This window comes from Jatrophihabitans sp. GAS493 (assembly GCF_900230215.1).
Taxonomy (GTDB): Bacteria; Actinomycetota; Actinomycetes; order Mycobacteriales; family Jatrophihabitantaceae; genus MT45.
The window spans coordinates 1690351-1712716 of record NZ_LT907982.1 but is presented as its reverse complement, the minus strand read 5'-3'; the positions used below and the strand labels follow the sequence as shown (position 1 = coordinate 1712716).

The window sequence follows — 22366 nt, the reverse complement described above, 5'->3', positions numbered from 1 at the left end:
GCCGGTTCACACTCGCTCGATGATCGTGGCGGTGGCCATACCGCCGCCGGTGCACATGGTAACCAGGCCGGTCGACAGGTCGCGGCGCTCAAGCTCGTCGAGCACAGTTGCGAGCAGCAGCGGGCCGCTCGCACCAATGGGGTGGCCGAGGGCGATCGCGCCGCCGTTGACGTTGACTTTCTCCTGTTCGACGTTCAGATCCCCCAGGAACTTCAGCACGACCGACGCGAAGGCCTCGTTCACCTCGAAGAGATCGATGTCGCCGACGGTCATGCCAGCCCGGGTCAACACCTTGCGGGCGGCGGGTCCGGGGGCAGTCAGCATGATCACCGGCTCCGCGCCGGCAACCGCGGTGGCGACGACGCGCGCCCGCGGCCTCCAACCGTGCGCCCGGGCCGAGCCCGCGCTGCTGAGCAGGATCGCCGAGGCTCCGTCCGCGAGGCCAGAGGAGTTGCCGGCATGGTGTACGTGGTCGACCTCGGTTACCCGCGGGTAAACCCGCCGGGCCATCTCATCGAACGGAGCATCGTAGCCGTCAAGGGTGACGGTACCCAGTGTCGTGAACGACGCCTTCAGCCTGGCCAGATCGGCCAACCCGCTCGCCCGCGGCAGTTCCTCGTGGTCGAGTACCACGGCGCCGTCCGGGCCGACGACCGGCACCATCGACCGATCGAAGCGTCCCTCGCCGATCGCGACAGCGGCGCGGCGCTGCGATTCGACCGCGTAGGCATCGACGTCCTCGCGGGAGAAGCCCTCGAGGCTCGCAATGAGGTCGGCGGAGATTCCCTGCGGCACGATCGGGTGCCGCTGTCGAAGCAACTCGTTGCCGCCGTCCAGGGTCGCGCGGTCGGCCGCCGGGTAGCGCGACATCATCTCGACCCCGGACGCCACGACGATCTCTGCCTGTCTGGCCTCGATGAGGGCTGCAGCCAGGTTCACCGCCTGCTGGCCGGAACCGCACATCCGGTTGAGCGTCAGCCCCGACACCTCAGCCGGCCAGCCCGCGGCGAGCACGGCCAATCGTCCGATGTTGTCGCCGTGATCGCCGATCGCGTTCGCGCAGCCGGTGAAAACGTCATCGACTTCGGCGGGATCCACGCCGGACCGCTTCCCGAGTTCCTGGAATACTCCACCCAGCAGCTCCTGCGGGTGGATCGCGCTCAGCGCACCTCCGGGCTTTCCCTTACCTCGGGGCGTACGGACGGCGTCGATGATGACTGCATCTTTCACAGTTCAAACGCTAGCAAACCAACTGCACGGTTGGCTATAGTTGCATCGCCGCTGTCCACGCGGCACCGAATCCGGAGGTAGAACCTTGACCGAGCAACTTCGTTTCGACGGCCGCGTCGCCATCATCACCGGCGGAGGAGGTGGCCTCGGCCGCGCCTACTCGAGCCTGCTCGCGTCGAGGGGCGCCAAGGTCGTCGTCAACGACATCGATGTCAAGATAGACCTCGACGACGGCCAGAGCACCACGCCGGCGGCACGGACGGTCGCCGACATCGTGGCCGCCGGCGGCGACGCGGTCGCACACAACGCCTCGATCGCCGATCCCGGCGCCGGGGCGGCGCTCGTCCAGACCGCCTTGGACGCCTATGGCCGGGTCGACATCGTGATCAACAACGCGGGCATCCTGCGCGACAGGTCATTCGGAAAGATGTCGGACGAAGAGATCAATGATGTTTTCGCCGTTCACCTGCACGGAGCTCTGCAGCTGACCCGGGCCGCCTGGGGCCATCTACGTGAGCAGCAGTATGGCCGGGTGCTCGTGACAACCTCGGTCGCCGGCCTCTTCGGCAACCCCGGACAGGCCAACTACGCGTCCGCGAAGGCGGCCATGGTGGGCCTGGGACGCACCTTGGCCATCGAAGGCGCCAAGTACGGGATCGGGGTCAACATCCTCTCCCCGGGGGCGGCCACCGCCATGACCGCCGCGATGCTTCCTGACAACCTGCACGCGGCCATGTCGCCTGACAAGGTCGCGCCGGCTGTGGCCTACCTGGTGCACGAATCATGCAGCCTCAGCGGCGAGATCATCTTCGCCACCGCTGGACGGTTTGCCCGCGACTTCATCGGAGAGACCGCCGGTTACACCAACCCGGACGCCACCCCGGAGGATATCGCTGCCCACATCGGCGAGGTCCTCGACACCAGCAACTGGACGATCCCGAACGACGCGGTAGCGCTACCGAATAGTTGAACGCCCGTCAGCGTCCCTTGAAGGTCGGCGTGCGCTTTTCGGCGAAGGCCTTGAACGCCTCGGTGGCGTCCTCGGACACACTGTTCACGGCGGCGACCGCCGCCTCCGCATCGAGGGCGTCGTCGAAGCTCGTCGAGAACGACTGATCGATCAACTGCTTGGTGAATGCCATCGCCATCGGCGGGCCCTCCGCCAGCCGACCGGCCCATCGGTCCACGGTCTGCTGGAAGTCATCGGGTTCACTTACTTCAGCGACGATGCCCAATCGCAACGCCTCTTGGGCATCGATGATGTCACCGAGCAGCGCCAGTCGTTTGGCCATGTGAACTCCTACCAGCCGCGGCAGCAACCAGGAACTGCCGAAGTCGGGTGACAGACCGCGCTTGACGAAGATCTGGCTGAACTTCGCCGAGGTCGAGGCCAGGACGATGTCGCAGCCGAGGGCGAGGCTCATCCCGGCTCCGACGGCATGCCCCTCGACCGCCGCGATCACCGGCTGGGGCAGCCGGTGTAGCGCGCGGGCCGTCTCATGGATGGGGCGCATCGCCGCGATCACCGAGGACTCGGGAGGGCCATCCGACAGATCCGCTCCGGCGCAGAACGTTCCGCCGGCACCGGCGACGATCAGCACGCGGTCGCCGGGGGTATCCGCGACCTCGCCGAGCAGGTCACGGAGTGTCGCGAAATCGGCGGGGGTCAGCGCATTGCGACGGCCGGGGTTGTCGATGGTGATGCGTGCGATGCCATCGGCGCGGGCGAGTGTGACGCTCACTGCCCCGCCATCCCTGCGACAGCGGCGCGACTCGCCTGCACGAGCGCGCGGGCCGCGTCGTAATCGGGTTTGCCGTTCGGAGCGCGCGGCACTGTGGGCACCAGCACGAGGTGCTTCGGTGCCTTGAATCCAGCCAGGCGCGTCTTCACGTGGGCCACCACCTCGTCTTGCGTCAGCGTGCTGCCGGCTCGGGTGCTCACCACGGCGGTGACCAGCTGACCCCATACCGGGTCGGGTAGACCGACCACCAGCACGTCAGTCACGAGTTCATGGTCGAGGATTACCGACTCGACCTCCTCGGTGAATATCTTCTCACCACCGGAGTTGATGCACAGTGAGTCGCGCCCGACCAACTGGATCGTGCCGTCGAGGTTCACCGTCGCTCTGTCGCCGGGCAGCGCATACAAGACACCGTCGATGTCGACGAAGGTGCCTTCGGACTTGGCCGTGTCCTTGTAGTACCCGAGCGGCACCCGACCGGCGATGGCCAGCCGACCGGGCGCGTCTGATCCGGGCCGGACCGGCTTGCCCTCGTCATCGAGCACCGACACGGTCGCGCCGGGGGTGAATCGACCGGTCGCGGGAATGTTCCCCTTGGTTGCCACCGACCAGCCCAGACCGAAGCTTTCCGAGGAGGAGAACCCGTCTAGCAGGGTCACCTCCGGCCAGTTGTCGAGAAGGTCACGCTTGGAGGCCTCACTGAGCATGGCGCCGGAGTTCAACACCTCACGCATCGACGAGACATCCCAGCGCCCCGGCTCAGCGTCCAGCGCGTCGAGAATCCGCCGAGCAAAGACCTCGCCCGTCATGGACAACGCCGACACCCGGTAACGGTCGATCACGTCGAGCAATTCGATCGCGTCGAAGCCGGGGCTGGTGAGCGAGATGCACGTGCCGCCCTCGTGCATCGTTATGAACGCACCGAACAGGCCGGTTCCGTGCATGTACGGGCTGGCCGAGACGTGGACCCGGCCCGGCGCGGCAAGCACGTCTGCGATACCCGCTGGGCCCCGTTCCAGGGAGTAGTTGATCTTGGAGACAGCGTTCGTCTGCTCGAGAAAGTCCAGGCTGCGCCACATGACGCCCTTGGGTAGACCGGTCGTCCCGCCCGTGTAGAGCAGGAACAAGTCACTGCCATGCCTGCCCCACGACGAACGCACCACGTCGCTGGTGGCCACCAGGGTCTGCTCGTAGGGGACGGCCCAGGCCGGACAGGCCTCAGTGCCGTCGTCCACGTGGATCCAAGTGCGTATCTTCGGCGTCTTGTCACGCACCGCAGCGACCTGGTCGGTGAATGAACCATGAAACACGACGGTGGTGACATCGGCGTCGTCCCAGAGATAGCGCAGTTCGTCACTGCCATAGCGGTAGTTCGTGTTGACCGCCGGTATGCCGATCTTCAACGCGGCATGCGAGGCTTCAAGATATTCCGGACTGTTACGCAGGAAGATCGCGAGTCGGTCGTTCCGGCTCGCCCCACCGTCAAGCAGTGAGCTGGCCAGGCCATTGGCGCGTTGCTCGAACTGCGACCACGTGAACGCGCGGGCACCGTGTATCTGTGCCGGCGCGTCCGGCAGGACGCCGGCGACTGCCTCCCAAACGTCCGCCAGGTTCCAGTCGTACTCGTTTTCTGCGACCACCAAGACCTCCACGCGCGTGCGATTGTTCGCAACCGGAGACTAAGACGCGCGCGAAACGAAGTCAACCGATCAGTTGGTAAACGCCGTCATCGTCAGGCGCGCGTCGCGCGCGGCAGACCCAGTCGGCCTTGCGCAATCACGGTCTTGAGCACCTCGTTGGACCCGCCGTAGATCGTGGCGATCTGCGACTCGCGGTACAGCAGTTGGATATCCCCCGCGCCCGGCGCGGCGGCCGAGCCCGGGTTCAGCATCCCGGCTTCCCCAGTGGCATCGAGTAGCGAACTGGTGGTGCGCTGCAGGGATTGCGTCGCGTACACCTTCGCCATGGCTCCTTGGACGTATCCGCCGTCTCCGGCACTGCGCGCCGCTGAGGCCTGAGCACCGAGCAGACGCGACACCTCGGCCTCGGCGATCGCGCGTCCCAACCGCCGGGCAGCCCTGGCCGTCACGACCGGGCCGGCTTCACGCAGCCATTCAGTGGTCGACTCGACGAGTCGGCGGAGCAGCCCGGTGAACTCACCACCGCGTTCAAAGGCCAGCGCAAGACTGACGATCCGCCACCCATCTCCCGGCTGGCCGACGAGCGCCGTGTCGTCGACGAAGACCTCCGAGTAGTACGTAATGTTCGTCCGTTCGCCGCTCAGTGTGTGCACCGGTGCCAACGAGAAGCCCGGGGCGTTCGTCGGGACTAGGAAGATCGTCATCCCGGCATGTCTTGGGGCCTGCGGGTCGGTGCGGGCAAGCAGCCATACGTAGTCAGCCTGGTCGGCAAGGGTCGTGAAGATCTTCTGCCCGGTGATCACCCAGCCTCCCTCGACCTTGGTCGCGGCGGTGCGCACCGACGCCAGGTCAGAACCGGCCTCCGGCTCGGTATAACCGAGACACATGACCAACTCTCCGGCTCGCACCGGCCCCAGGATCCGCTGCTTCTGCTCCTCAGTACCGACCCGGCGCAGCGTCTCGGCCACGATCCGGGTCAGTGCGACGCCCATGACCGGCGCTCCGGCGACCACGAACTCCTCATGCATCACGTCCAAGTCGCCTCGGTCCCAGCCCAATCCGCCTTCACGCTCAGGCCAGTTCGGGGTGATCCAACCACGACGGGCCATTTCGGCATGGAATTGCGGGTCGTGTCGGCTGCCGCCGGTGGCGGCGACTCGTTCGGCCACGGCGGGCGTGAGGTGTTCGCGGATCATTTGCCGCACCTCGGCGCGCAACTGCTCGGTCCGCACGTCCAGCGCGAAATCCATCAGAATCCTCCCCCAACTGTCGCGATGCCGACCTCTTCCCAGACCTGTTCCGGGTCACCGCCGAGCAGCATCATTGCTTTGGCCCGCCGCAGGTACAGCTGGGCGTTGTACTCCAGGGTGAAGCCGTAGCCGCCGTGCACGTGCAGGCAGGCTGCCGCGGCCGTCACCGCGGTCTCGGTGGCAAAGGCGTAGGCGGTCGCCGCCTGCAGCCGCCATGAGTCGAGGCCCATGTCATGTCGCCAGGCCGCCTCCCGGGCCAGCAGGAGCGCCCCGTCGGCGGCCATGGCGACCTCGGCCAGCGAGTGCGAGATGGCTTGGAATGAGCCGATCGGCACACCGAACTGACGGCGGTGCTTGGCGTAGCCCGCGGCACTCTCCAGCGCCTGATGCGCCAGTCCCGCAGCAGCCGATGCGGCACCGAGCCGCCAACGCCCCAGCACGCTCGACCAGCGGGCACTGGCCTGGCTACCGCTGGCCAGGACGTGTCGGACGGCTTCGTCGCCGCGCACGGGGCGGTCAGCAGCGGCGACGAAGCCGAGTTCATTGATCGCGACGCCCGGAGCGCTCTCGACCAGGACGAGTTCGTCATCATCGAGTGCGAGGACAGCGTCCGCGACCGCGCCGCCCGGCACCATACGGGCAACGCCATCCTCGGCCGGGCGTGGCGCGACCACCACGATCGGCGAGCCCGTCAGCGCCCGCTCCAGAAGGTGCGCCACTTCGGCAGCACCGGCGAGCTCGTGGAGCGCGACCGCCGACTCGACCAGCGGGATACAAGCGAGCTGCCGTCCGGCGGCCTCAGCCACCAGCCCGAACTCGAGAAACCCCTGTCCACTTCCGCCGCGGTCTTCCGGGACCGCGATACCCAGTAGTCCGACGCCGGCCACCGTCTTCCACAGCGCGAGATCGAAGCCAGCTTCCTCGGCGAGGCGGGTACGTTCCGTCGTCGACTCTTTGGCGAACAGGTCCGAGAACGTCTCGGCGATCTCGACCTGATCCGCGCTCAATGCGAGATCCATTGCACTCCGTCCGTGGTCACCGGGCAGCGACATTTACTCAACTATATGGTTGAGTACGTCCTGCGCAAGTGCGTATCGGAAACAACTTTCATGACTGAGAGGGTGCGGAGCGAGATGAAGCAGACCGAGGTGGCGGACCCCTCCAAGCCGTTCCCGTTTGGTGATTACTGGCGTGCGTGGTGCGAACAGGCGCTCGAGCGCTCAGCGCCGGCGTGGCCCGACCTGGTCGGCGATCTGCGCCGACTGCAGCACGCCGTCGCGTCGACCGCCCCACCGTCTGCGGTGGTCGAGACCGTGCGTGAGCACATTTCGCAGGCTCTGGATGCGCTCGGGGCGCATGCGGTCGCCAACGACGATCAACTCTGGGGAAAGTTGCTCAACGTCCCCGGTCGCGGCCAAACACTCAGCCCACCGTTGCGGTTGATCTCCTGGAGTCGCACTGAGATTCTGTTTGAGACTGTGTTCGGCCCGTTCCACTCCGGCAACAACAGCGCAGCCCATGGTGGCGCCGTTGCCCTCGCCTTCGACGACGGGTTCGGCATGCTGGCCGACCTCGACGACACCACCCGGTCACGAACCGCCTCGCTGACCATCGACTTTCGCAGCATCACCCCGATCAACCAGCCGGTGAGGCTGCACCTACACGCCGACGAGATCGACGGACGAAAGCGCTGGCTGCGCGGTGAACTGCGCGACGGCGAGCGGCTGTGCGCGGAGGCCACCGCCCTCTACCTCGCGTTGCGCCCCGACCAGCAGTGAAAGGACGCAACACCGCGCTAGAGCGTCTCGCCGCCGTCGATGCCAATCGTCTCACCCGTGACGAACCCGGTTTCTTCGCCACTCAGGTACGCCACCAGCGCAGCGAACTCCTCGAGGTCGCCGCCCCGCTTCACGGGTATGCGCTTCACCATCTTCTTATATATTGAGTCGTTCTCGAACTGTGCGGCGCTCATCGAGGTGTGGAAGTGCCCGGCCGCGATGGCATTGACGGTAACGCCGTACGGCCCCCATTCGCGCGCCAACGACCTCGTCAGCTGAACCAGGGCGCCCTTGGCGGTGTCGTAGCTCAGACAGAATGGCACCGTACGCCGAACGACGTTCGAGACGACGTTTACGACTCGCCCGTGCCGGCGCTCGAGCATCCCCGGACCGAACGCCCGCAGCATCCGCACCGCGCCGAATAGATGCACGTCGAGGACTGCTTCGAACTCCGCGTCGGTTGTTGGAAGGTCAAACCCGGGCGCGAATGTCTCGAGACCGGGCAGCGGCACGAGTGGCTTGTAGAGCATGTTGCCGGCGTTGTTGACCAGGATGTCTACACCACCCAACTCCTTCTCGATCCGGCTGCAGGCCTCCTCGACGTCGTCCGCCGAGGCTACGTCGACCGTTACAGCCAGACTGCGCACACCACATGCCTCGACCTCGTAGGCAACCTTGTCTATTTCGTCAGCGGAGCGAGCCAACACAGCGACGTCAGCGCCCTCACCGGCTAGCCGCAGCGCGGCTGCTCGCCCGAGCCCGCGGCCACCGCCGGTGACGACGGCGACACGTCCGGCGTTGAGCGTCACCAGATGCTTCCCTCGTGGCGCACGGTCAGCGCCGCGTGGATCTCGCGAAGCCGGTTTGCCCGCTTGCCGGCGCGTAGCTGCATCGCCTTGGCACGGGTGTAGTGGTGGTGCATGATGTGCTCCACCGTGGTCCCCACACCGGCATGCACCTCGGCGCCGGTGAGGACCACCTCGACGTAGGAGCGTCCCGCGACGAAGAGCGCCACTTCAGCGATCGCCGTCTCCGCAGCGTCGACCGTCGCACGGGTGAGCGCGTCATCCGTCACCAGGCGGGCCGCGTCGGTGGCGATTACCATCCGGGCCAAATGATGGCGGATCGCCTGGAAACTACCGATCTTCTGACCGAACTGCTCTCGCACCAGGGCATACTGCGCGCTCCTGTCCACCACAGCCTGGGCCCCCCCGACCATCGCGCTGGCGCGCAGCAGGTTCGCGCGGGCCAATGCATACCCACAGGCTTCGGCGCTCTCTTCTCGCGTCAGTGCTGATGCTGACAACTCGAAACCGTCGAGATCGAGACGGGCTATGCGCTCGTTGTCGATGCTCGGTACTGCCTCGCCATAGGTGTCGAGCTGGTCGCGGTTGAGTGTGGCCATCAGCCAGCGGTCGGAGTCCGCCAATGGCACACACAGGACGACGTCGGTACTCGCGTGAAACCACTCGACCAGCGTCGGCGTTCCGGAGAGCCGGTAACCCCCGCCGGAGAGCGCCTCAGCACGCAGGGTGCGGTCCGGCGGGGCGATGATCGACGCAGCCGAACCGTCGGCGATACGTGTCAATACCTCGTCGAAGCGCCCGTCGTTCAGCGTGCCCAACGCCGTCGCGGCACGCATCGTCGGCAACAGTGGCGAGGCGAACGCGGCGTATCCATACTCACGAGCCACGACGCCAGCCTCGGCCAGCGTGCCGCCGGCGCCGCCCACTCCCTCGGCAAGGTTGATCCCGGTCCAACCGAGATCAACCATCTGCTTCCAACGGCCGACTTCGAAGCCATCCTCCGACTGTTGCTGCTCGTTGAGGTAGGTGTTGTCGACGAAGTCGGAGAAGCAGTCACGGGCCGACTGCGCGAGCAGGGACTCGTTCTCGGTCAGGTCGGTGTCGCTCATCGAGGCATGCCCAATCCTTGAGTCGCAATGATGTCTAGTTGAATCTCGTTCGTGCCGCCTCCGAATCGCCACACCGGCGACGAGCGCAGCCCATGTTCGAGATGTCCGTGAGCCGGGGCGTACTCCGAGGAGTCGGCGATCGTGCCTGCCTCGCCGATCAGATCCAGGCCGGTATTGCAGATGCGCTGGCGAAGTTCTCCCCACCAGATCTTGTTGACCGACGCCTCGGCGTACGGGACTCGTCCGGAAGCGAGAATCTTCGCGCCGCGCAGCGCGAACAGCCGGCAGATCTCCACGTCGACGGCCAACTCGCCGGCAACCGATTGCAATTCGAGCGACTCCGGCGAGTCACCCTCGAGAAGGCCTTCGTCCGTGGCCCACCCGATGAGCTGTCGCAGCTCCCAGCGCGGTTCGTTGTGATAGAACATGCGCTCGAAGTTCAGTGCCGAGACGATCGCTCCCCAGCCGGCGTTCTCCTCACCTACACGCCCGCTGATCGGCACACGCACGTCGTCGAGGAAGACCGTATTTGTCCGCTCCCCGCCCTGGGTGATGATCGGCGTAATGGAGATCCCCGGCGTGTCCATCGCAACGATGAACACACTGACGCCTTTGTGCCGCGACTCCTGGGTACCGGTGCGCGCCGCCAGCCACAGGTGCGTCGCCACTGAGGCGCCAGTGGTGAAGATCTTCTGCCCGTTTATGACGTACTCGTCGCCGTCCCTGACCGCGCGGGTTCGTAGCGCCGCCAGGTCGCTACCGGCGTCGGGTTCGGTGTAGCCGATCGCGAACTCGAGCTCGGCAGCACGGATGCGAGGGAGGAACTCGGCCTTCTGGTCGGCACTGCCGAGCAGCATCAGCGTCGGGCCGATGGAGTTGAGGGTAAGTAGGCCGTTGGGCAGGCGACGATCGTAGAGTTCCTCGGCGAACAGCCACTGTTCGATGGCCGTGCGCCCCTGGCCGCCGTACTCCACCGGCCACGAGATCCCCAGCCAGCCGTCACTGGCGATCTGCTTCAGAAAGCGCCGCCCATTCTCGCGGGGCTGCATCGGGTCGTCAATGTTCTCGGCTCTGGTGGCCGATATTAGTTCAGGGTCAAGAGAGTCGAGATACCGGCGGAGGTCGGCCAGGAACTCCATCTGCTCTGCACCAAGCGCTGCAATCATGTGCCTGACGCTAGAGCCCGGACCCGTCGTAGTCAACCGGTTGTTCGGTTAAGTTTTGGCTGGGAGCTCATCTCACAGCTGCCACGCCGGTGGGCGTCGCTCAGCGAATGCGGTTGGTCCCTCGACGCAGTCCGGGTGCGTCCAGTGCTGCTGTACCGCGATCCATCCCTGTTCCAGCTCGTCATGCAGTAGTCGACGCTGCACCGAACGCAGCGCGTGCCGCGTGGCCGCCACCGCGGCCGGCGAGTTCGCGGCAATCACGTTTGCCAGCTCCATGGCCCGCTCGACCAGGCGCTCCGGGGGCACTACCTCCGTGACCAGCCCCACAGCGAGAGCGTGCTCGGCGCTCCACCGCTCGGACCGCCCCAGCAGCGCAAGTCGTGCGATCTGCGGCAGCGGGACGCGCAGCGCGAGCGACACCGGCTCGAGCGCGCTGACCTGCCCGACGGAGACGTGTGGATCGAGAAAGGACGCCTGGTCAGCGGCGATCGCGATGTCCGCGTCGGCGACGAAGTGCAGGCCACCGCCGGCGCAGACTCCGTTCACGGCGACGATCACCGGGACGGACAGGTGATCGCCGGGCAGAAATGCGAGCTCGTCATCCACACCGGCGCCACGCGCACGCCGCTCACCAGCGAGATCGCCGACGTCGGCGCCAGCGCAGAATCCACGCCCGGCACCGGTCAGCACGACGACCCGAACTTCGCGATCGGCGGCCGTCTCGATCCAGAGTCGGTGAAGCTGGGCACACAGGTCCCAGTCAAGTGCGTTCAACTGCTCCGGCCTATTCAGCCGAACCAGCAGAATCGATCCCTCGCGCGTTGCAACCAAAGGCGACTCGCCCATAGATTTCCCCTACATTTCTTCAGTGTGACTTGCATGGTGATCCCCAATAGCGGGTAGGCTACGCTCAACTCTGAGGAAAGGACGAGCATGCCGAGGCCGTCTCGCCGCGACGAAGTCCGCGCCACCGCCGCCCGCTTGATCCGCATTCATGGCTACGACTCGGCGACCATGGACTTGATCGCAGACGAGGTCGGGCTCAACAAGGGCACGCTGTACCACTACTACCCGTCCAAGAGCGCGATTCTCTACGAGCTCCTCTCCGACCAGCTCGACGCGACCATGGAATTGCTCGACCGGATTCCGGCCGATGCCACGCCCACCGAGCGCATCCGTGCCCTGGTCGAGCTGCAGGTCGACATGGTGTCGACCAAGGCCGATGACCTCGTCGTCTTCTTCCAGGAGCTTCCCTGGATCCGGAGCAATCTGGAAAAGGAGCAGGTGGAGTCGTTGCAGGGGCGGATCGATCGCTTCGAACGTTTTGAGCGTCAGGTGCTTCGCGCGGGGGTCCGGTCGGGCGAGTTCCGCGAGCAGGACCCCACCGTGGTGATGTACTCGATCATCGGCATCCTCTCCTACGTTCCGGTCTGGTACCGCGGGGCGAACCGGCAGTCCCGTAAGGCTCTGGTCCGCGAGATCACCGAGTTCGTGCTCCACGGCGTCCTGAGCCGCTGATCCCCGCTCGGCCGCGCCGGTCAACGCCGTTGTCGGGGCAGGCCGAGCACCCGCTCGGCGATGAGGTTCCGCTGAATCTCCGAGGTCCCGCCGTAGATCGTCGCCCCCAATGATTCGACCCGGTCGTCGAACAGGTCGGGATCCGCGAACGCATCGAGTCCGCGCACGTCCAGAGCCAGCTGGGTCGCACGTTGTACGGTCTCCGAGCCCAGCAACTTGAGGATGAAGAATTCCGGCGTCGGACGCTCCTGCATACGCCCGAGGACCGTTCGCAGCCCCGTGAACCGGATCGCCGCTGAGTCGGCCAGCAATCGACCCGCCCGAACCGCGAGATGCGAATCGGCGACCGCACCGGGCAGCACAGGTTCCAGCGCGCGTTCGACGTCGATCCAGTTGTAGATCCAGATCATGTCCCGCTCATGTTCCAGGCTCTGCGTGGCAACCCCCCAGCCGCCGTTCAAGGGGCCGAGCAGGTTCTGTTCGGGAATGCGCACCTCGTCGAGGAACACCTCGCAGAACGCGTCCACCGAATCAGCCGCCCGGCGGATCGGCCGGATCTCCACGCCGGGCGACGTCAGGTCGAGGATCAAACACGAAATGCCGGCGTGGACGGACGCACTGGGATCGGTACGCACATACAGGGTGCACCAGCGCGACTCGTGAGCCTGGGTCGTCCAGATCTTCTGACCGTTGACGACGAAGTGGTCGCCGTCCAGTAGCGCGCTCGTGCGCAGCGAGGCAAGGTCGGAACCTGAGCCGGGCTCGGACATTCCAAGCGCCCACCACTCCTCGCCGCGCAACAGCGGCCGAAGCAGACGTTGCTTCTGCTCGTCGCTGCCGAACTGCCTCAGCGCCGGCGCGACCACCCCTGCCCCCTGAATGTTGAGGATGCGCGGAGCATGGCGCCGGGCACCCTCGATGCGGATGGCCAGGGCGTCGGAGCGGGCCAGGCCATGACCGCCCAACTCGGGCTCCCACTCCGGCATGAGCCATCCGGCCTCGAACGCCGCCACTTGATACTCCGAGCGCAGCGCCTCATCCTTGCGGTAATCGCGATACCGCAGCTCGTAGTCCGACGGCAGAAAACTCTCGAGGAATGCCACGAACTCGTCGATCAGGTCAGTACTCATGCTTGCTCCCGGCGGCCGTCAGTGTGGCTGCCCGCGCATACCCGACCGCCGGGGAACCGAGGAACGGGACGCTCTGCTGCGCCCTCCGGAAGAACAGGTGCGCGTCGGCCTCGAAGGTCAATCCCATCGCGCCGAGGACCTGGACGAATGCCGCTGTCGCATCCAGGGCCACCTCTCCGGCCGCCGCCTTGGCGAGCAACGACAAGACCGTGCCGTCGTCCACCTCGGTGGCCGTCTCCGCTGCACCGATTGCGACGGCCGCGGCCCGGGTCAGCGATCGCGCACGCTCGATGCCGACGTACACGTCGGCGAGTCTGTGCTTGATCGCCTGAAACTCACCGATCGGGCGAGCGAACTGTTGGCGTACCAACGCGTGACTGATCGACCGGTCGAGAGCGCCCACAGCCACGCCGATGAGATCGGCCGCCAGCAGCACTCGGGCCGGTGCGAGGACCTGATCCACGCTACGGTCGCTGGTCGCTATCACCGTCCCCCCGGCTGCGAAGACGGCGAGGGGGCGGCCCGGATCGGTCTGGTCGTACACGGTGTGCGGTGGGGACTGGGACGGGTCGATCTGATGCAGCTCGGCTCCGGTACCGCACGGCCGGACGACGACGACCCGGTCGGCCACGTTTCCGTCGAGGGCCGCGATCGTGGTGCCCGAGACATCGACGACGCCCAGCGCCTCAGCTTTCCCCGACTCGACGTCGACGCGGGAACCAAAGGCGACCCGCGTCTGCCAGGCCAACGTGGTCGCCAGTAGCGGCACCGACAGCAGTGCCCGCCCGGATTCCTCTAGCACCGCCACCAGGTCGACCAACGAACCGATACCGCCGAATTCCTCCGGCATTCCGATCGCGGCGTATCCATGGGAAACGACGCTGCCCCAACCGGAGCCGTCCGACGCCGCGACGTCGAACGCGGCCCTCAGCACATCCGGACCGAACCGCTCGCCGAAGTGACGGCTCGCTGAGGCGGACAATTCAGCCCGCTCCTGCGATGGCATCAGATCCTGCCAGCGACCCAGGATCTCGCCGCTCTCAGGCTGGATCCTCGCCGGAGCTGAGTGACTCATCCGCGCTTACCGCCCTTCACACGTTGGGTGAGCCGGTCCAGAGCGGACCGGGTGCCAGGGTCGTCGAAGAGCGAGACCTGCGCCGAGTACTCGGCCCGAAGCTGCGCCTCGAGGGTGTCTCCCATCGCCCGCCGGAGCAGCCGCTTCGTGAGTTGGGCGGCCAGCGCCGGGTACGTGGCTATCCGCGTGGCAAGCTCCAGTGCTCGATCGAGAAGCTCGTCGTCGCCGATCACCTCCGAAACGATGCCCATCCGCTGCGCCGCCGCGGCATCCAACATCCGGCCGGTGTAGAGGAGTTCGGTCGCCGCCGCGCCCCCGACGAGGTTTGGCAGCAACACGCTCGTCCCCATCTCAGGCGCCAGGCCAGCAGTGAGGAACCCCGTCCCGAACTGGGCCGAGGAGGAACACAGACGCAGATCGTGCAGCAGTGCCAGCGCGAAGCCGCCACCGACGGCGGGGCCGTTCACCGCGGCGATGGTGGGCTTCTCCAGGGACCACAACCGCAGCGCAACCCGGCCGGCATTTCCCAACTCCTCGCGGTCCACCTGCCCGGCCGACAGGGCCGGCAGGCCCTTCTCGCCGCCGATGAGGTCGCTGACCAGTAGCTCGCGGGCCGGCAGATGCGCCACCCGGGGGAAGTCCGCGACGTCAGCGCCGACGCAGAAGGACCCGCCTGCGCCCGTCGTCACCACGACGCGCACGTCGTCGTCCTGTGCGGCCTGTTCGAAGGCATCGATGAGGTCGCGCAGCATCGTCCCGCCGATCGCGTTGAATCGTGCGGTGCGGCTGAGCCGGATCAGCAATGCAGCGCCGTGCCGCTCGACAACGACGTCACGGGACTGCTCCGACCCGACGGCGATGGGCTCACCGATCACGTAATCGGTCACGTTGTCGTCTGCGCAGCGTGTCGTTCCTGACGGGTTAGCACAAGTCCCTCACTCTCCAAATCCCAGGTGGCGGTGGTGACACCTTCGTCGCGCAGCACGTGCTTCATTACTCGTCCGAGCGCGTTGACGGGCAGGGCACCACGGATGTCGACATAGCGGGGTATGGCGAAGTAGGGAAGCTCGTCACGGACGAACGCGAAGAACTCCGGCGCGGTCAACGTCGCGCCGCCCGCCAGAACGAGCGTGGCCTTGATGTCGTCGTCTCCGACCGCGGCCGGTACTCCACACACAGCGACGTCGTCGATCGCCGGATGCTGTCGGATCACCTGTTCCAGTGCGAGCGCCGAGACGTTCTCACCGCGTCTGCGGACCATGTCCTTCTTGCGGTCGACAAAAGTGATGACGCCCTGGGCGTCGACGAACCCGAAGTCGCCCGTGTGGTGCCACAGATTTCGCCAGGCGTCAGCGGTGACGTCGGGCTTCTTCCAGTAGCCGCTGAACATCGCCTGCGGCACCCGCGGACGTACCACGAGTTCCCCCGCCACACCGTGAGGCACCGGCTCATCGTGTTCATCGACGACGCTGACATCCAGCATCGGCGACACCTGCCCTGACGTCGTACGATCGCGCACGCCGTAGGGATCGCTGTTTGTTATCGGGACGCACTCGGTCTGCCCGTAACCCTCCGAGATCACCGGGGTGTTGAAGCGGCGTTCAAACTCCGCCTGGTTCTCGACCGACATCGGTACCCAGACCGCGAGCCGGAAGGGATGTGCCCCGTCGACCGGCTGAGGCGGCTGGGCCAGGATCATGTTGCCCATAACGCCCACACCCTCGAGCATCGTCGCCTCCGCCGCGACGGCGTCCGCGATGTAGGTGGAGGCGTGGAACTCGGGCGCGAAGCAGATCGAGGCATCGTTGACGAGCACACTCATGAACGACACCATCTGCCCGCTCGAATGGAACAGCGGGTGCGCGGTATACATGCGATCACCGGGCACGACCCAGTTGCGCGCGCCGTACGCCCGACCGACCGTCACGTAGTAGCCGGTGCTCAGCATGCAGCCTTTGGCCGCTGCAGTCGTGCCCGAGGTGTACATGATCGCCAGCAGGTCGGAGGGCCGGGCCTCGCTGGTGAAAGTCCCTCGCTCGGTCAGCAGATCGGCGTACGGCACCGTGTTCGGCACGGCCCGTCCGACGTGCACCACCTGCTGCACGTCCGTGAGATTCAGCAGACCGGCTGCGGCCTCATACCCAGGCCCGTCCGCGATCAGGAACTTGGCGCCGGAGTCGACAAGCTGGTACTCGAGGAAGTCGCCCTTGATCCAGTAGTTCAGCGGAACCTGGACGGCTCCGAGCTTGGCGACGGCGAAGAGCAGGTCGATCGTCTCGACCCGGTTCGGGAGGATTGACGCGACGTGGTCGCCGCGGCGCACACCCAAGCGAGCCAGTCCGGTGGCGAGTCGATCGCTGCGCTCATCGAGGTCCCGGAGCGAGAACCAATCGGACCCGAACGATACGAACGGGGAGTCCGGGTCGGCGGCCAGTCGCTCGCGAAGAACCGCATCGACCGTATTGCCCTGCAGCATGGCTTTACTCCTTTCCCAACCGTATAGTTGGGTAGACTAGCTGAACGAAACCCTTTCGCAAACCCTTCGGGTGAGACCCGAGCCCTCTTCAGGAGCCCATATGACCGAGATTCGCAGTCAGCGCCGCAACCGCTCGCTGGCGATGTCGCCCTTGGAACGCGACGAGTTTCTCACCCTTGAGCGCACATGCCGGGTGGCCACAATCGGACTTGACGGTCCGCACGCCGCGCCGCTGTGGTTCACCTGGGACACCGAGTTCCTGTGGCTCTACTCGCTGACCCGCTCGCAACGTTGGGCCGATGTACAACGCGATCCTCGCGTGAGTGCTGTCATCGACGCCGGAACCGACTACCTGGAACTGCGCGGTGTAGAGATCATCGGTACCGCTGAGCAGATCGGTGAGGCACCCCGCGAAGGACGCCCGGATCCTCGACTGACGGCGGCCGAGGCTAGCTTCTCGCGCAAATACAGCGGAACCGACGATATGCAGTACGACGGTGCGCATGCCTGGTTGAGGATTCGCCCACGCAAGATCGCCAGCTGGGACTTCCGCAAGATTGCGCAACTCCGCGCGCCCGGCGCCGTTTAGCGGCACGAAGGTCATCGCGGCGGCGACGCACTGTTCACCCGGCGCCGCCCGTCGCGAAGATGCTGATCAGTAGATCGCGAGTTTCGGCCGGATCGATCACGTCGTCGAGACTGAATGCGGTGGCCACGGTCAACGCCTTGCCTAGTTCGTAGTGCTCGGCCACGAGTTCCTGATATCGCTGTTCTCGGACGGCCGGGTCCCTGATGGCGTCAAGTTCGGCTCGAAAGCCAAGGCGCACGGCACCTTCCAAACCCATCCCCCCCATCTCACCCGTCGGCCACGCCAACGAGATCAGCGGCTTCTTGAAGTCACCGCCGGCCATCGCCATCGCGCCCAGGCCGTAGCTCTTGCGCAGGACGACAAGGCAGAGCGGAACGGTCAACCGGGCGCCCGTAGCGAACATCGCGCCGAAGCGTCGTACCGCCGCGGACTGCTCGGCGGCCGGTCCGACCATGAACCCGGGCGTATCGCAAAGCGATAGGACGGGCACCCGGTGGCTTTCGCATAGCTGCCAGAAGCGGACTGCCTTGTCGGCCCCGTCTGCGTCGATCGCCCCGCCAAGCTGCATGGGATTGTTGGCGATCACGGCCGCAGTGTGGCCGCCTAACCGCACGAGCGCGGTGATCACCGATTGGCCATAGCCGGCGCGCAACTCCATCACGCTTCCGGCGTCAGCCAGACCGTGAATTACTCGGCGCACGTCGTAGACCCGCACTCGGCGTTCAGGCACGATCGAACGGAGCGACCGTTGATCATCGAACGACGCATCCGCCTCCGACGCGGCAAAGTAGCTGAGGTAGCGCCGCGCCATCGCAACCGCGGCCGGATCATCGGCGACCAGGACATCGACGACTCCGTTGCGATATTGCACCGGCATCGGCCCGACATCGGCTGGATCGACCCGTCCGAGTCCGGCACCCTCGATCATTGCCGGTCCCCCCATGCCAAGGCTGCTCGCCTCGGTCGCGATGATCACATCGCAGACTCCGGCCAACGCGGCGTTGCCGGCGAAGCAGAAGCCGGAGACGACCGCCACCATGGGCACCTTTCCGGCCAGTTCTGCGGCTTTGCGGAACGACGGCGAGTCCAAGGACGCCGTGTTGTCGCCGTCGTTGTCACCAGGCCGGCCGCCGCCGCCCTCGGCGAAGATCACGACTGGCAGCCGACGCTCGGCAGCGATCTGCAGCATGCGTTCAGTCTTACGGTGATTCTGCTTGCCCTGCGTGCCGGCCATGACTGTGTAGTCGTAAGACATGACGACGGTGGACCGACCTCCGACTTTTGCGATTCCAGTGATCAGGCCGTCGGCCGGTGTTCGCCGGATTAGCTCGTCGAGCGTGCGCCGATGCCGCTGCGCGGCCACCGCTAGAGCCCCATACTCGACGAAACTGCCCGGATCGCACAGATCCCGGATATTTTCGCGAGCAGTACGTCGCCCGGCGGCGTGTCGCCGTCCAATCGCCTCCGGGCGGGCGTCGTCCTGGGTGAGCGCATGCCGTCGACGTACTTCGGCCAGATCTTGGCGAATCGTTGCCGTCTCCTCGCTCGGCGAGGGATCGTCGGCGGCCTCCGAACCTGCCGTCGACGCAACCGTGACCCGCATGAGGACGTCACCGGCGTCTACGACGGCCCCCTGGGTCACCGAGACCTCGTCGACCGTGCCTGGGTGCTCGGCGTAGACGACGTGCTCCATTTTCATGGCCTCGAGCACTATGAGCGGAGTTCCAGCCGAGATACTCGATCCCGGTGTCGCAGCCACGCTGACCACGACGCCGGCGACTGGCGCAGCGATTGCCTCGGCCGGTCCGTAGTCATCGACACTGACCTCGGTCACGATCGGATCCGGCAGCAGACTCAGCAGATGAGTGTCGACAAATCTCGTATCGGCCCCTCCGGTGAGCAGGTCCAGATTCGTTGCCAGTTGCCGGAGAAGGTGCAGATTGGTGTCCACTCCGACGACTTCGAATTCAGCCAACGCCTGGATCAGCAGGCGCGCCGCCCGCTCGGGGCTCGCGTCGCGGACGATCACCTTGGCCAACAGCGAATCGAAACGCGGGCCAACCTCCCAGCCGACGTAGCCGTGGGTGTCGACCCGAACGCCGCGCCCGGTCGGTGGTCGGAAGGCACGCAGAATTCCTACCGACGGCCGTACCGCGCCGTCAACCGTCATCGTCTCCGCATTCACCCGAGCTTGGATCGATACGCCGCGTTGGCGCGACGGTAGGTCCAATGCGCAGGCATCCAGACCCTCGCCAGCCGCGATGCGCAGTGACAGCTCGACGAGATCCAGACCGGTGACCTCCTCGGTCACTGTGTGCTCGACTTGGATCCGGGGGTTGACCTCGAGGAAATAAAAGGCCGATCCGTCAACCAAGAACTCCACGGTGGCCAGGCCGGCATACTCACCCGAAGAGATCAAAGCGCGGGCGCTCTCATGCAGTCGGCGCCGCAACTCGTTGGCGAGCGCCGGAGCCGGCGCGATCTCGATGAGCTTCTGCCGCCGTCGCTGCAGGCTGCAATCCCGATCACCCAACACTGAGACCTGCCCGCGCTCGTCCCCGGCGACTTGGACCTCGATATGCCGTGCGCTCGTCAACGCCTGCTCGAGGTACAGCCGGCCGTCGCCGAAGCCTGCTTGCGCCTCCGCCTCAGCTTCGCGCAATGCCTGCTCCAGATCGTCGGCCGCGCTGACCCGGCGCATTCCGCGCCCCCCGCCACCGGCGATCGCCTTCACCATCACCTCCGCGTCGGTTCCGAGACCGGCACGGAACGCGAGCGCGTCGGACAGGCGAAGCTCACCCGACGTCGCCGGTAGCACTGGGACGCTCAACAAGTTGGCCCGTTCGCGCGCCAGCACCTTGTCCCCGAACAGCTCAAGCGCGGCGGGCGACGGACCGACGAAGCGACTTCTCTCGGCCGCGCACGCGGCCGCAAACTCCGCCCGCTCAGCCAGGAATCCGTAGCCCGGATGCACGGCATCACAACCGGTCTCTTTCGCTGCCGTAACGACGGCGGCGACGTCGAGGTAAGCACCCGGCCCAACCCGATTGAGAGCGACCGCAGCGTCCGCACGAGCGACGTGCGCACTAGCGGCGTCGTCGGTCGAATAGATCGCGACCGTCTCGATGCCAAGTGCTGCGGCCGTGCCGATGATCCGAACCGCGATCTCGCCGCGGTTGGCGATCAGCAGCCGCCGAATGGGACCGCCGCTCAACTTCTGCTCCGCAACCGGATGCCGGCCGCCTCCCGGTCCCAGACGTCGGGACCGAGCTCACTAGTGCGCAACTCGAACTTCCGTACCTTCTGAGTAGGGGTCCGTGGCAGCGACGATGCCGTCTCGAGGTAGCGGGGAACCATGAAGTAGGGCAGGCGCTCGATGAGGAATCCCGTAAGTTGCTCCGGGTCGAACTCATACCCCTCGCGCAGCACGATGATGGCGCGTATCTCGTCCTCGGTGAGCTGCGAGCGAACGGCCACGACCGCGCTCTCCAAGACAGCCGGGTGTTGGTTGATGACGCTCTCGACCTCAAAGCTGGACACATTTTCGCCACGGCGACGCAGGGCATCCTTGACTCGATCGACGAAGTAGTACCGTCCGGTCTCGTCACAGCGAAGTACATCGCCGGTGTGCAACCAGCCGTCGACCATCATTTCGGCGTTGCTCTCGGGTCGGTTGAGGTAGCCCGACATGACTGTCAGCGGCTCAACCGGACGGACCCATAGCTCTCCGCTCTGTCCGATCGGCATGTCCGTTCCCCGTTCATCGACGAGCCGCAGCTCGTAGCAATCCCGCCGGAATCCAGCCTCGGTGCCGACCACGCTGCCGACCGGCCCATCCATGACCCTCCCGATCTCGCTCATGCCATACGCGGTGGAGGCTTGCACTTGGAACCTCTTGCAGAACCCCGCGCGGTCGCTCGGCATCGGAGCCATCACGGCGATCTCAAGCGGGTTGTCGGCGTCGTCGGCCGCCGCTGGACGTTGCCACAGCAGTTCGGCCATGCTTCCGAGCAGGCCCGTGACCGTGATTTTCTGTTCTCTCACGATCGCCCAGAACTTCGAGACCGAGAAGCCAGTCTCGATCACACAAGTGGCCTGCTGGATCAACGCTTGATAGACCCACGACCATTGGCCGCCGATATGGAACATCGGAAGGGTCAGCAGGACACGATCGCCAGGGCGCGGTCGCGGATCCGTGTCGTCCTCGCGCGAGGCGTAGGTGTATGCATGCGCGTGTGAACACATGACACCCTTCGACGCGCCGGTCGTGCCAGACGTGTACATGTAGGCCAGTAGGGCAGCTGGGTTGCCGGGCACCGGATCGCGAACTCCATGTTCTTCGAGCTCACTGAAGTGCAGGACTCGGTACGATCCGCGAAGCAGGTCGGCGGCGCTCGGATCGCCGTGGATGACGACCGTCTGCAGGTACTTCAGATCTGCCGCAACCTGCAGAAGCCGGCCCACGTAAGCGTCTTCGATCACCAGGGTCTGCGCGCCGGAGTCGTTGAGCACGTGCGTGAGGAACTGATACTTGTAGGCCGTGCTGATCGGGACCTCGATTTGCCCGCCAAGGCCAAGCGCCATCCAGAGGTGAACGAAGTCGACAGAATTATCCAGAAGCAGGGCGACAGGGTGCTGATGACCGACCCCAAGGCTCTCGATGCCACCGGCCAAACGGCCGATCCGGGCGTAGCTCTGGGCAAACGTCCACTCATCCGAGCCGTCGACGTGGGCGATTGCCTCTGGGCGGTCCTCGAGGGCACGGGCCCAGGCTGCCTGTAGCGTGCGTTCGGAAATCTCGGGTAGCCCAGTCATTCGTTCCTCCAAGAGAGTCGTGGTCACGCCTGGCATCCGGAA

Annotated in this window: 19 protein-coding genes; 4 read left to right on the top strand and 15 right to left on the bottom strand. The window is 65.9% G+C overall.

Annotation, left to right across the window (positions count from 1 at the left end; all coding sequences use genetic code 11):
- Positions 1-6: 6 nt before the first annotated feature.
- Complete coding sequence (locus CPH63_RS07760) at positions 7-1230, bottom strand: acetyl-CoA C-acyltransferase (RefSeq protein ID WP_096302375.1); 1224 nt, start codon at positions 1228-1230, stop codon at positions 7-9.
- An 85-nt stretch (positions 1231-1315) separates the two neighbouring features.
- Between CPH63_RS07760 and CPH63_RS07755 the strand changes: the two genes are divergently transcribed.
- Positions 1316-2200 (top strand): SDR family NAD(P)-dependent oxidoreductase, encoded by an 885-nt coding sequence (locus CPH63_RS07755; protein WP_096302374.1) that lies wholly within the window; start codon positions 1316-1318, stop codon positions 2198-2200.
- A gap of 7 nt (positions 2201-2207) precedes the next feature.
- Here CPH63_RS07755 and CPH63_RS07750 read toward each other — a convergent pair whose 3' ends face one another.
- The 4 genes from CPH63_RS07750 to CPH63_RS07735 form a co-directional block, all read right to left on the bottom strand.
- Positions 2208-2972 (bottom strand): enoyl-CoA hydratase, encoded by a 765-nt coding sequence (locus CPH63_RS07750; protein WP_096302373.1) that lies wholly within the window; start codon positions 2970-2972, stop codon positions 2208-2210.
- The gene (locus tag CPH63_RS07745; RefSeq protein WP_157749370.1) at positions 2969-4612 is read right to left on the bottom strand and encodes an AMP-binding protein; all 1644 of its coding nucleotides are present in this window, start codon (positions 4610-4612) and stop codon (positions 2969-2971) included. The genes CPH63_RS07750 and CPH63_RS07745 overlap by 4 nt, the downstream gene beginning before the upstream one ends.
- Before the next feature lie 92 nt (positions 4613-4704).
- The gene (locus CPH63_RS07740; RefSeq protein WP_096302371.1) at positions 4705-5862 is read right to left on the bottom strand and encodes an acyl-CoA dehydrogenase family protein; all 1158 of its coding nucleotides are present in this window, start codon (positions 5860-5862) and stop codon (positions 4705-4707) included.
- Positions 5862-6881, bottom strand: a complete 1020-nt coding sequence (locus tag CPH63_RS07735) for an acyl-CoA dehydrogenase family protein (protein ID WP_172892179.1) — start codon at positions 6879-6881, stop codon at positions 5862-5864. Before CPH63_RS07735 ends, CPH63_RS07740 begins: the two co-directional genes overlap by 1 nt.
- 90 nt (positions 6882-6971) lie before the next feature.
- On the opposite strand from CPH63_RS07735, the gene CPH63_RS07730 reads away from it, so the two are divergent.
- A complete protein-coding gene (locus tag CPH63_RS07730) occupies positions 6972-7640 on the top strand; it encodes a PaaI family thioesterase (protein ID WP_157749369.1) in 669 nt (222 codons plus the stop codon).
- Positions 7641-7657: 17 nt separating this feature from the next.
- Here the strand turns inward: CPH63_RS07730 and CPH63_RS07725 are convergent, their stop codons facing one another.
- From CPH63_RS07725 to CPH63_RS07710, 4 genes are all read right to left on the bottom strand, one after another.
- The gene (locus CPH63_RS07725; RefSeq protein ID WP_157749368.1) at positions 7658-8449 is read right to left on the bottom strand and encodes an SDR family NAD(P)-dependent oxidoreductase; all 792 of its coding nucleotides are present in this window, start codon (positions 8447-8449) and stop codon (positions 7658-7660) included.
- Positions 8446-9555 carry an acyl-CoA dehydrogenase family protein gene (locus CPH63_RS07720; RefSeq protein ID WP_096302367.1) on the bottom strand — a complete coding sequence of 370 codons (1110 nt, stop codon included), beginning with the start codon at positions 9553-9555 and terminating at the stop codon, positions 8446-8448. The genes CPH63_RS07725 and CPH63_RS07720 overlap by 4 nt, the downstream gene beginning before the upstream one ends.
- A complete protein-coding gene (locus CPH63_RS07715) occupies positions 9552-10721 on the bottom strand; it encodes an acyl-CoA dehydrogenase family protein (protein WP_096302366.1) in 1170 nt (389 codons plus the stop codon). Before CPH63_RS07715 ends, CPH63_RS07720 begins: the two co-directional genes overlap by 4 nt.
- A 72-nt stretch (positions 10722-10793) precedes the next feature.
- On the bottom strand, positions 10794-11567 hold the full coding sequence (locus CPH63_RS07710) for an enoyl-CoA hydratase/isomerase family protein (protein WP_096302365.1): 774 nt from the start codon (positions 11565-11567) through the stop codon (positions 10794-10796).
- A gap of 87 nt (positions 11568-11654) precedes the next feature.
- On the opposite strand from CPH63_RS07710, the gene CPH63_RS07705 reads away from it, so the two are divergent.
- Entirely contained in the window at positions 11655-12239 is a 585-nt protein-coding gene (locus CPH63_RS07705) for a TetR/AcrR family transcriptional regulator (RefSeq protein WP_096302364.1), read from the top strand.
- Positions 12240-12259: 20 nt separating this feature from the next.
- Here CPH63_RS07705 and CPH63_RS07700 read toward each other — a convergent pair whose 3' ends face one another.
- Genes CPH63_RS07700 through CPH63_RS07685 form a run of 4 tightly spaced genes read right to left on the bottom strand, consistent with a single transcriptional unit; the run spans position 12260 to position 16920 of the window.
- Positions 12260-13369, bottom strand: coding sequence for an acyl-CoA dehydrogenase family protein (locus CPH63_RS07700; RefSeq protein WP_096302363.1), 1110 nt, complete (start codon positions 13367-13369; stop codon positions 12260-12262).
- Complete coding sequence (locus CPH63_RS07695) at positions 13359-14444, bottom strand: acyl-CoA dehydrogenase (RefSeq protein ID WP_096302362.1); 1086 nt, start codon at positions 14442-14444, stop codon at positions 13359-13361. Before CPH63_RS07695 ends, CPH63_RS07700 begins: the two co-directional genes overlap by 11 nt.
- Entirely contained in the window at positions 14441-15331 is an 891-nt protein-coding gene (locus CPH63_RS07690) for an enoyl-CoA hydratase/isomerase family protein (RefSeq protein WP_096302361.1), read from the bottom strand. Before CPH63_RS07690 ends, CPH63_RS07695 begins: the two co-directional genes overlap by 4 nt.
- Positions 15328-16920, bottom strand: coding sequence for an AMP-binding protein (locus tag CPH63_RS07685; RefSeq protein WP_096302360.1), 1593 nt, complete (start codon positions 16918-16920; stop codon positions 15328-15330). Before CPH63_RS07685 ends, CPH63_RS07690 begins: the two co-directional genes overlap by 4 nt.
- Before the next feature lie 100 nt (positions 16921-17020).
- On the opposite strand from CPH63_RS07685, the gene CPH63_RS07680 reads away from it, so the two are divergent.
- The gene (locus CPH63_RS07680) at positions 17021-17509 is read left to right on the top strand and encodes a pyridoxamine 5'-phosphate oxidase family protein (protein WP_172892178.1); all 489 of its coding nucleotides are present in this window, start codon (positions 17021-17023) and stop codon (positions 17507-17509) included.
- Positions 17510-17543: 34 nt separating this feature from the next.
- Here the strand turns inward: CPH63_RS07680 and CPH63_RS07675 are convergent, their stop codons facing one another.
- Together CPH63_RS07675 and CPH63_RS07670 are read right to left on the bottom strand one after the other, a co-directional pair.
- On the bottom strand, positions 17544-20723 hold the full coding sequence (locus CPH63_RS07675) for a carboxyl transferase domain-containing protein (RefSeq protein ID WP_206745662.1): 3180 nt from the start codon (positions 20721-20723) through the stop codon (positions 17544-17546).
- Complete coding sequence (locus tag CPH63_RS07670; RefSeq protein WP_096305011.1) at positions 20720-22324, bottom strand: AMP-binding protein; 1605 nt, start codon at positions 22322-22324, stop codon at positions 20720-20722. Before CPH63_RS07670 ends, CPH63_RS07675 begins: the two co-directional genes overlap by 4 nt.
- Positions 22325-22366 lie beyond the last annotated feature (42 nt).

What these genes read in the sequence shown, in the direction of transcription:
- CPH63_RS07740 (WP_096302371.1), bottom strand. Translation starts at nt 5,862, where the DNA reads ATGGATTTCGCGCTGGACGTGCGGACCGAGCAGTTGCGCGCCGAGGTG.
- CPH63_RS07735 (WP_172892179.1), bottom strand. Translation starts at nt 6,881, where the DNA reads ATGGATCTCGCATTGAGCGCGGATCAGGTCGAGATCGCCGAGACGTTC.
- CPH63_RS07730 (WP_157749369.1), top strand. Translation starts at nt 6,972, where the DNA reads ATGACTGAGAGGGTGCGGAGCGAGATGAAGCAGACCGAGGTGGCGGAC.
- CPH63_RS07720 (WP_096302367.1), bottom strand. Translation starts at nt 9,555, where the DNA reads ATGAGCGACACCGACCTGACCGAGAACGAGTCCCTGCTCGCGCAGTCG.
- CPH63_RS07715 (WP_096302366.1), bottom strand. Translation starts at nt 10,721, where the DNA reads ATGATTGCAGCGCTTGGTGCAGAGCAGATGGAGTTCCTGGCCGACCTC.
- CPH63_RS07710 (WP_096302365.1), bottom strand. Translation starts at nt 11,567, where the DNA reads ATGGGCGAGTCGCCTTTGGTTGCAACGCGCGAGGGATCGATTCTGCTG.
- CPH63_RS07705 (WP_096302364.1), top strand. Translation starts at nt 11,655, where the DNA reads ATGCCGAGGCCGTCTCGCCGCGACGAAGTCCGCGCCACCGCCGCCCGC.
- CPH63_RS07700 (WP_096302363.1), bottom strand. Translation starts at nt 13,369, where the DNA reads ATGAGTACTGACCTGATCGACGAGTTCGTGGCATTCCTCGAGAGTTTT.
- CPH63_RS07695 (WP_096302362.1), bottom strand. Translation starts at nt 14,444, where the DNA reads ATGAGTCACTCAGCTCCGGCGAGGATCCAGCCTGAGAGCGGCGAGATC.
- CPH63_RS07685 (WP_096302360.1), bottom strand. Translation starts at nt 16,920, where the DNA reads ATGCTGCAGGGCAATACGGTCGATGCGGTTCTTCGCGAGCGACTGGCC.
- CPH63_RS07680 (WP_172892178.1), top strand. Translation starts at nt 17,021, where the DNA reads ATGACCGAGATTCGCAGTCAGCGCCGCAACCGCTCGCTGGCGATGTCG.
- CPH63_RS07670 (WP_096305011.1), bottom strand. Translation starts at nt 22,324, where the DNA reads ATGACTGGGCTACCCGAGATTTCCGAACGCACGCTACAGGCAGCCTGG.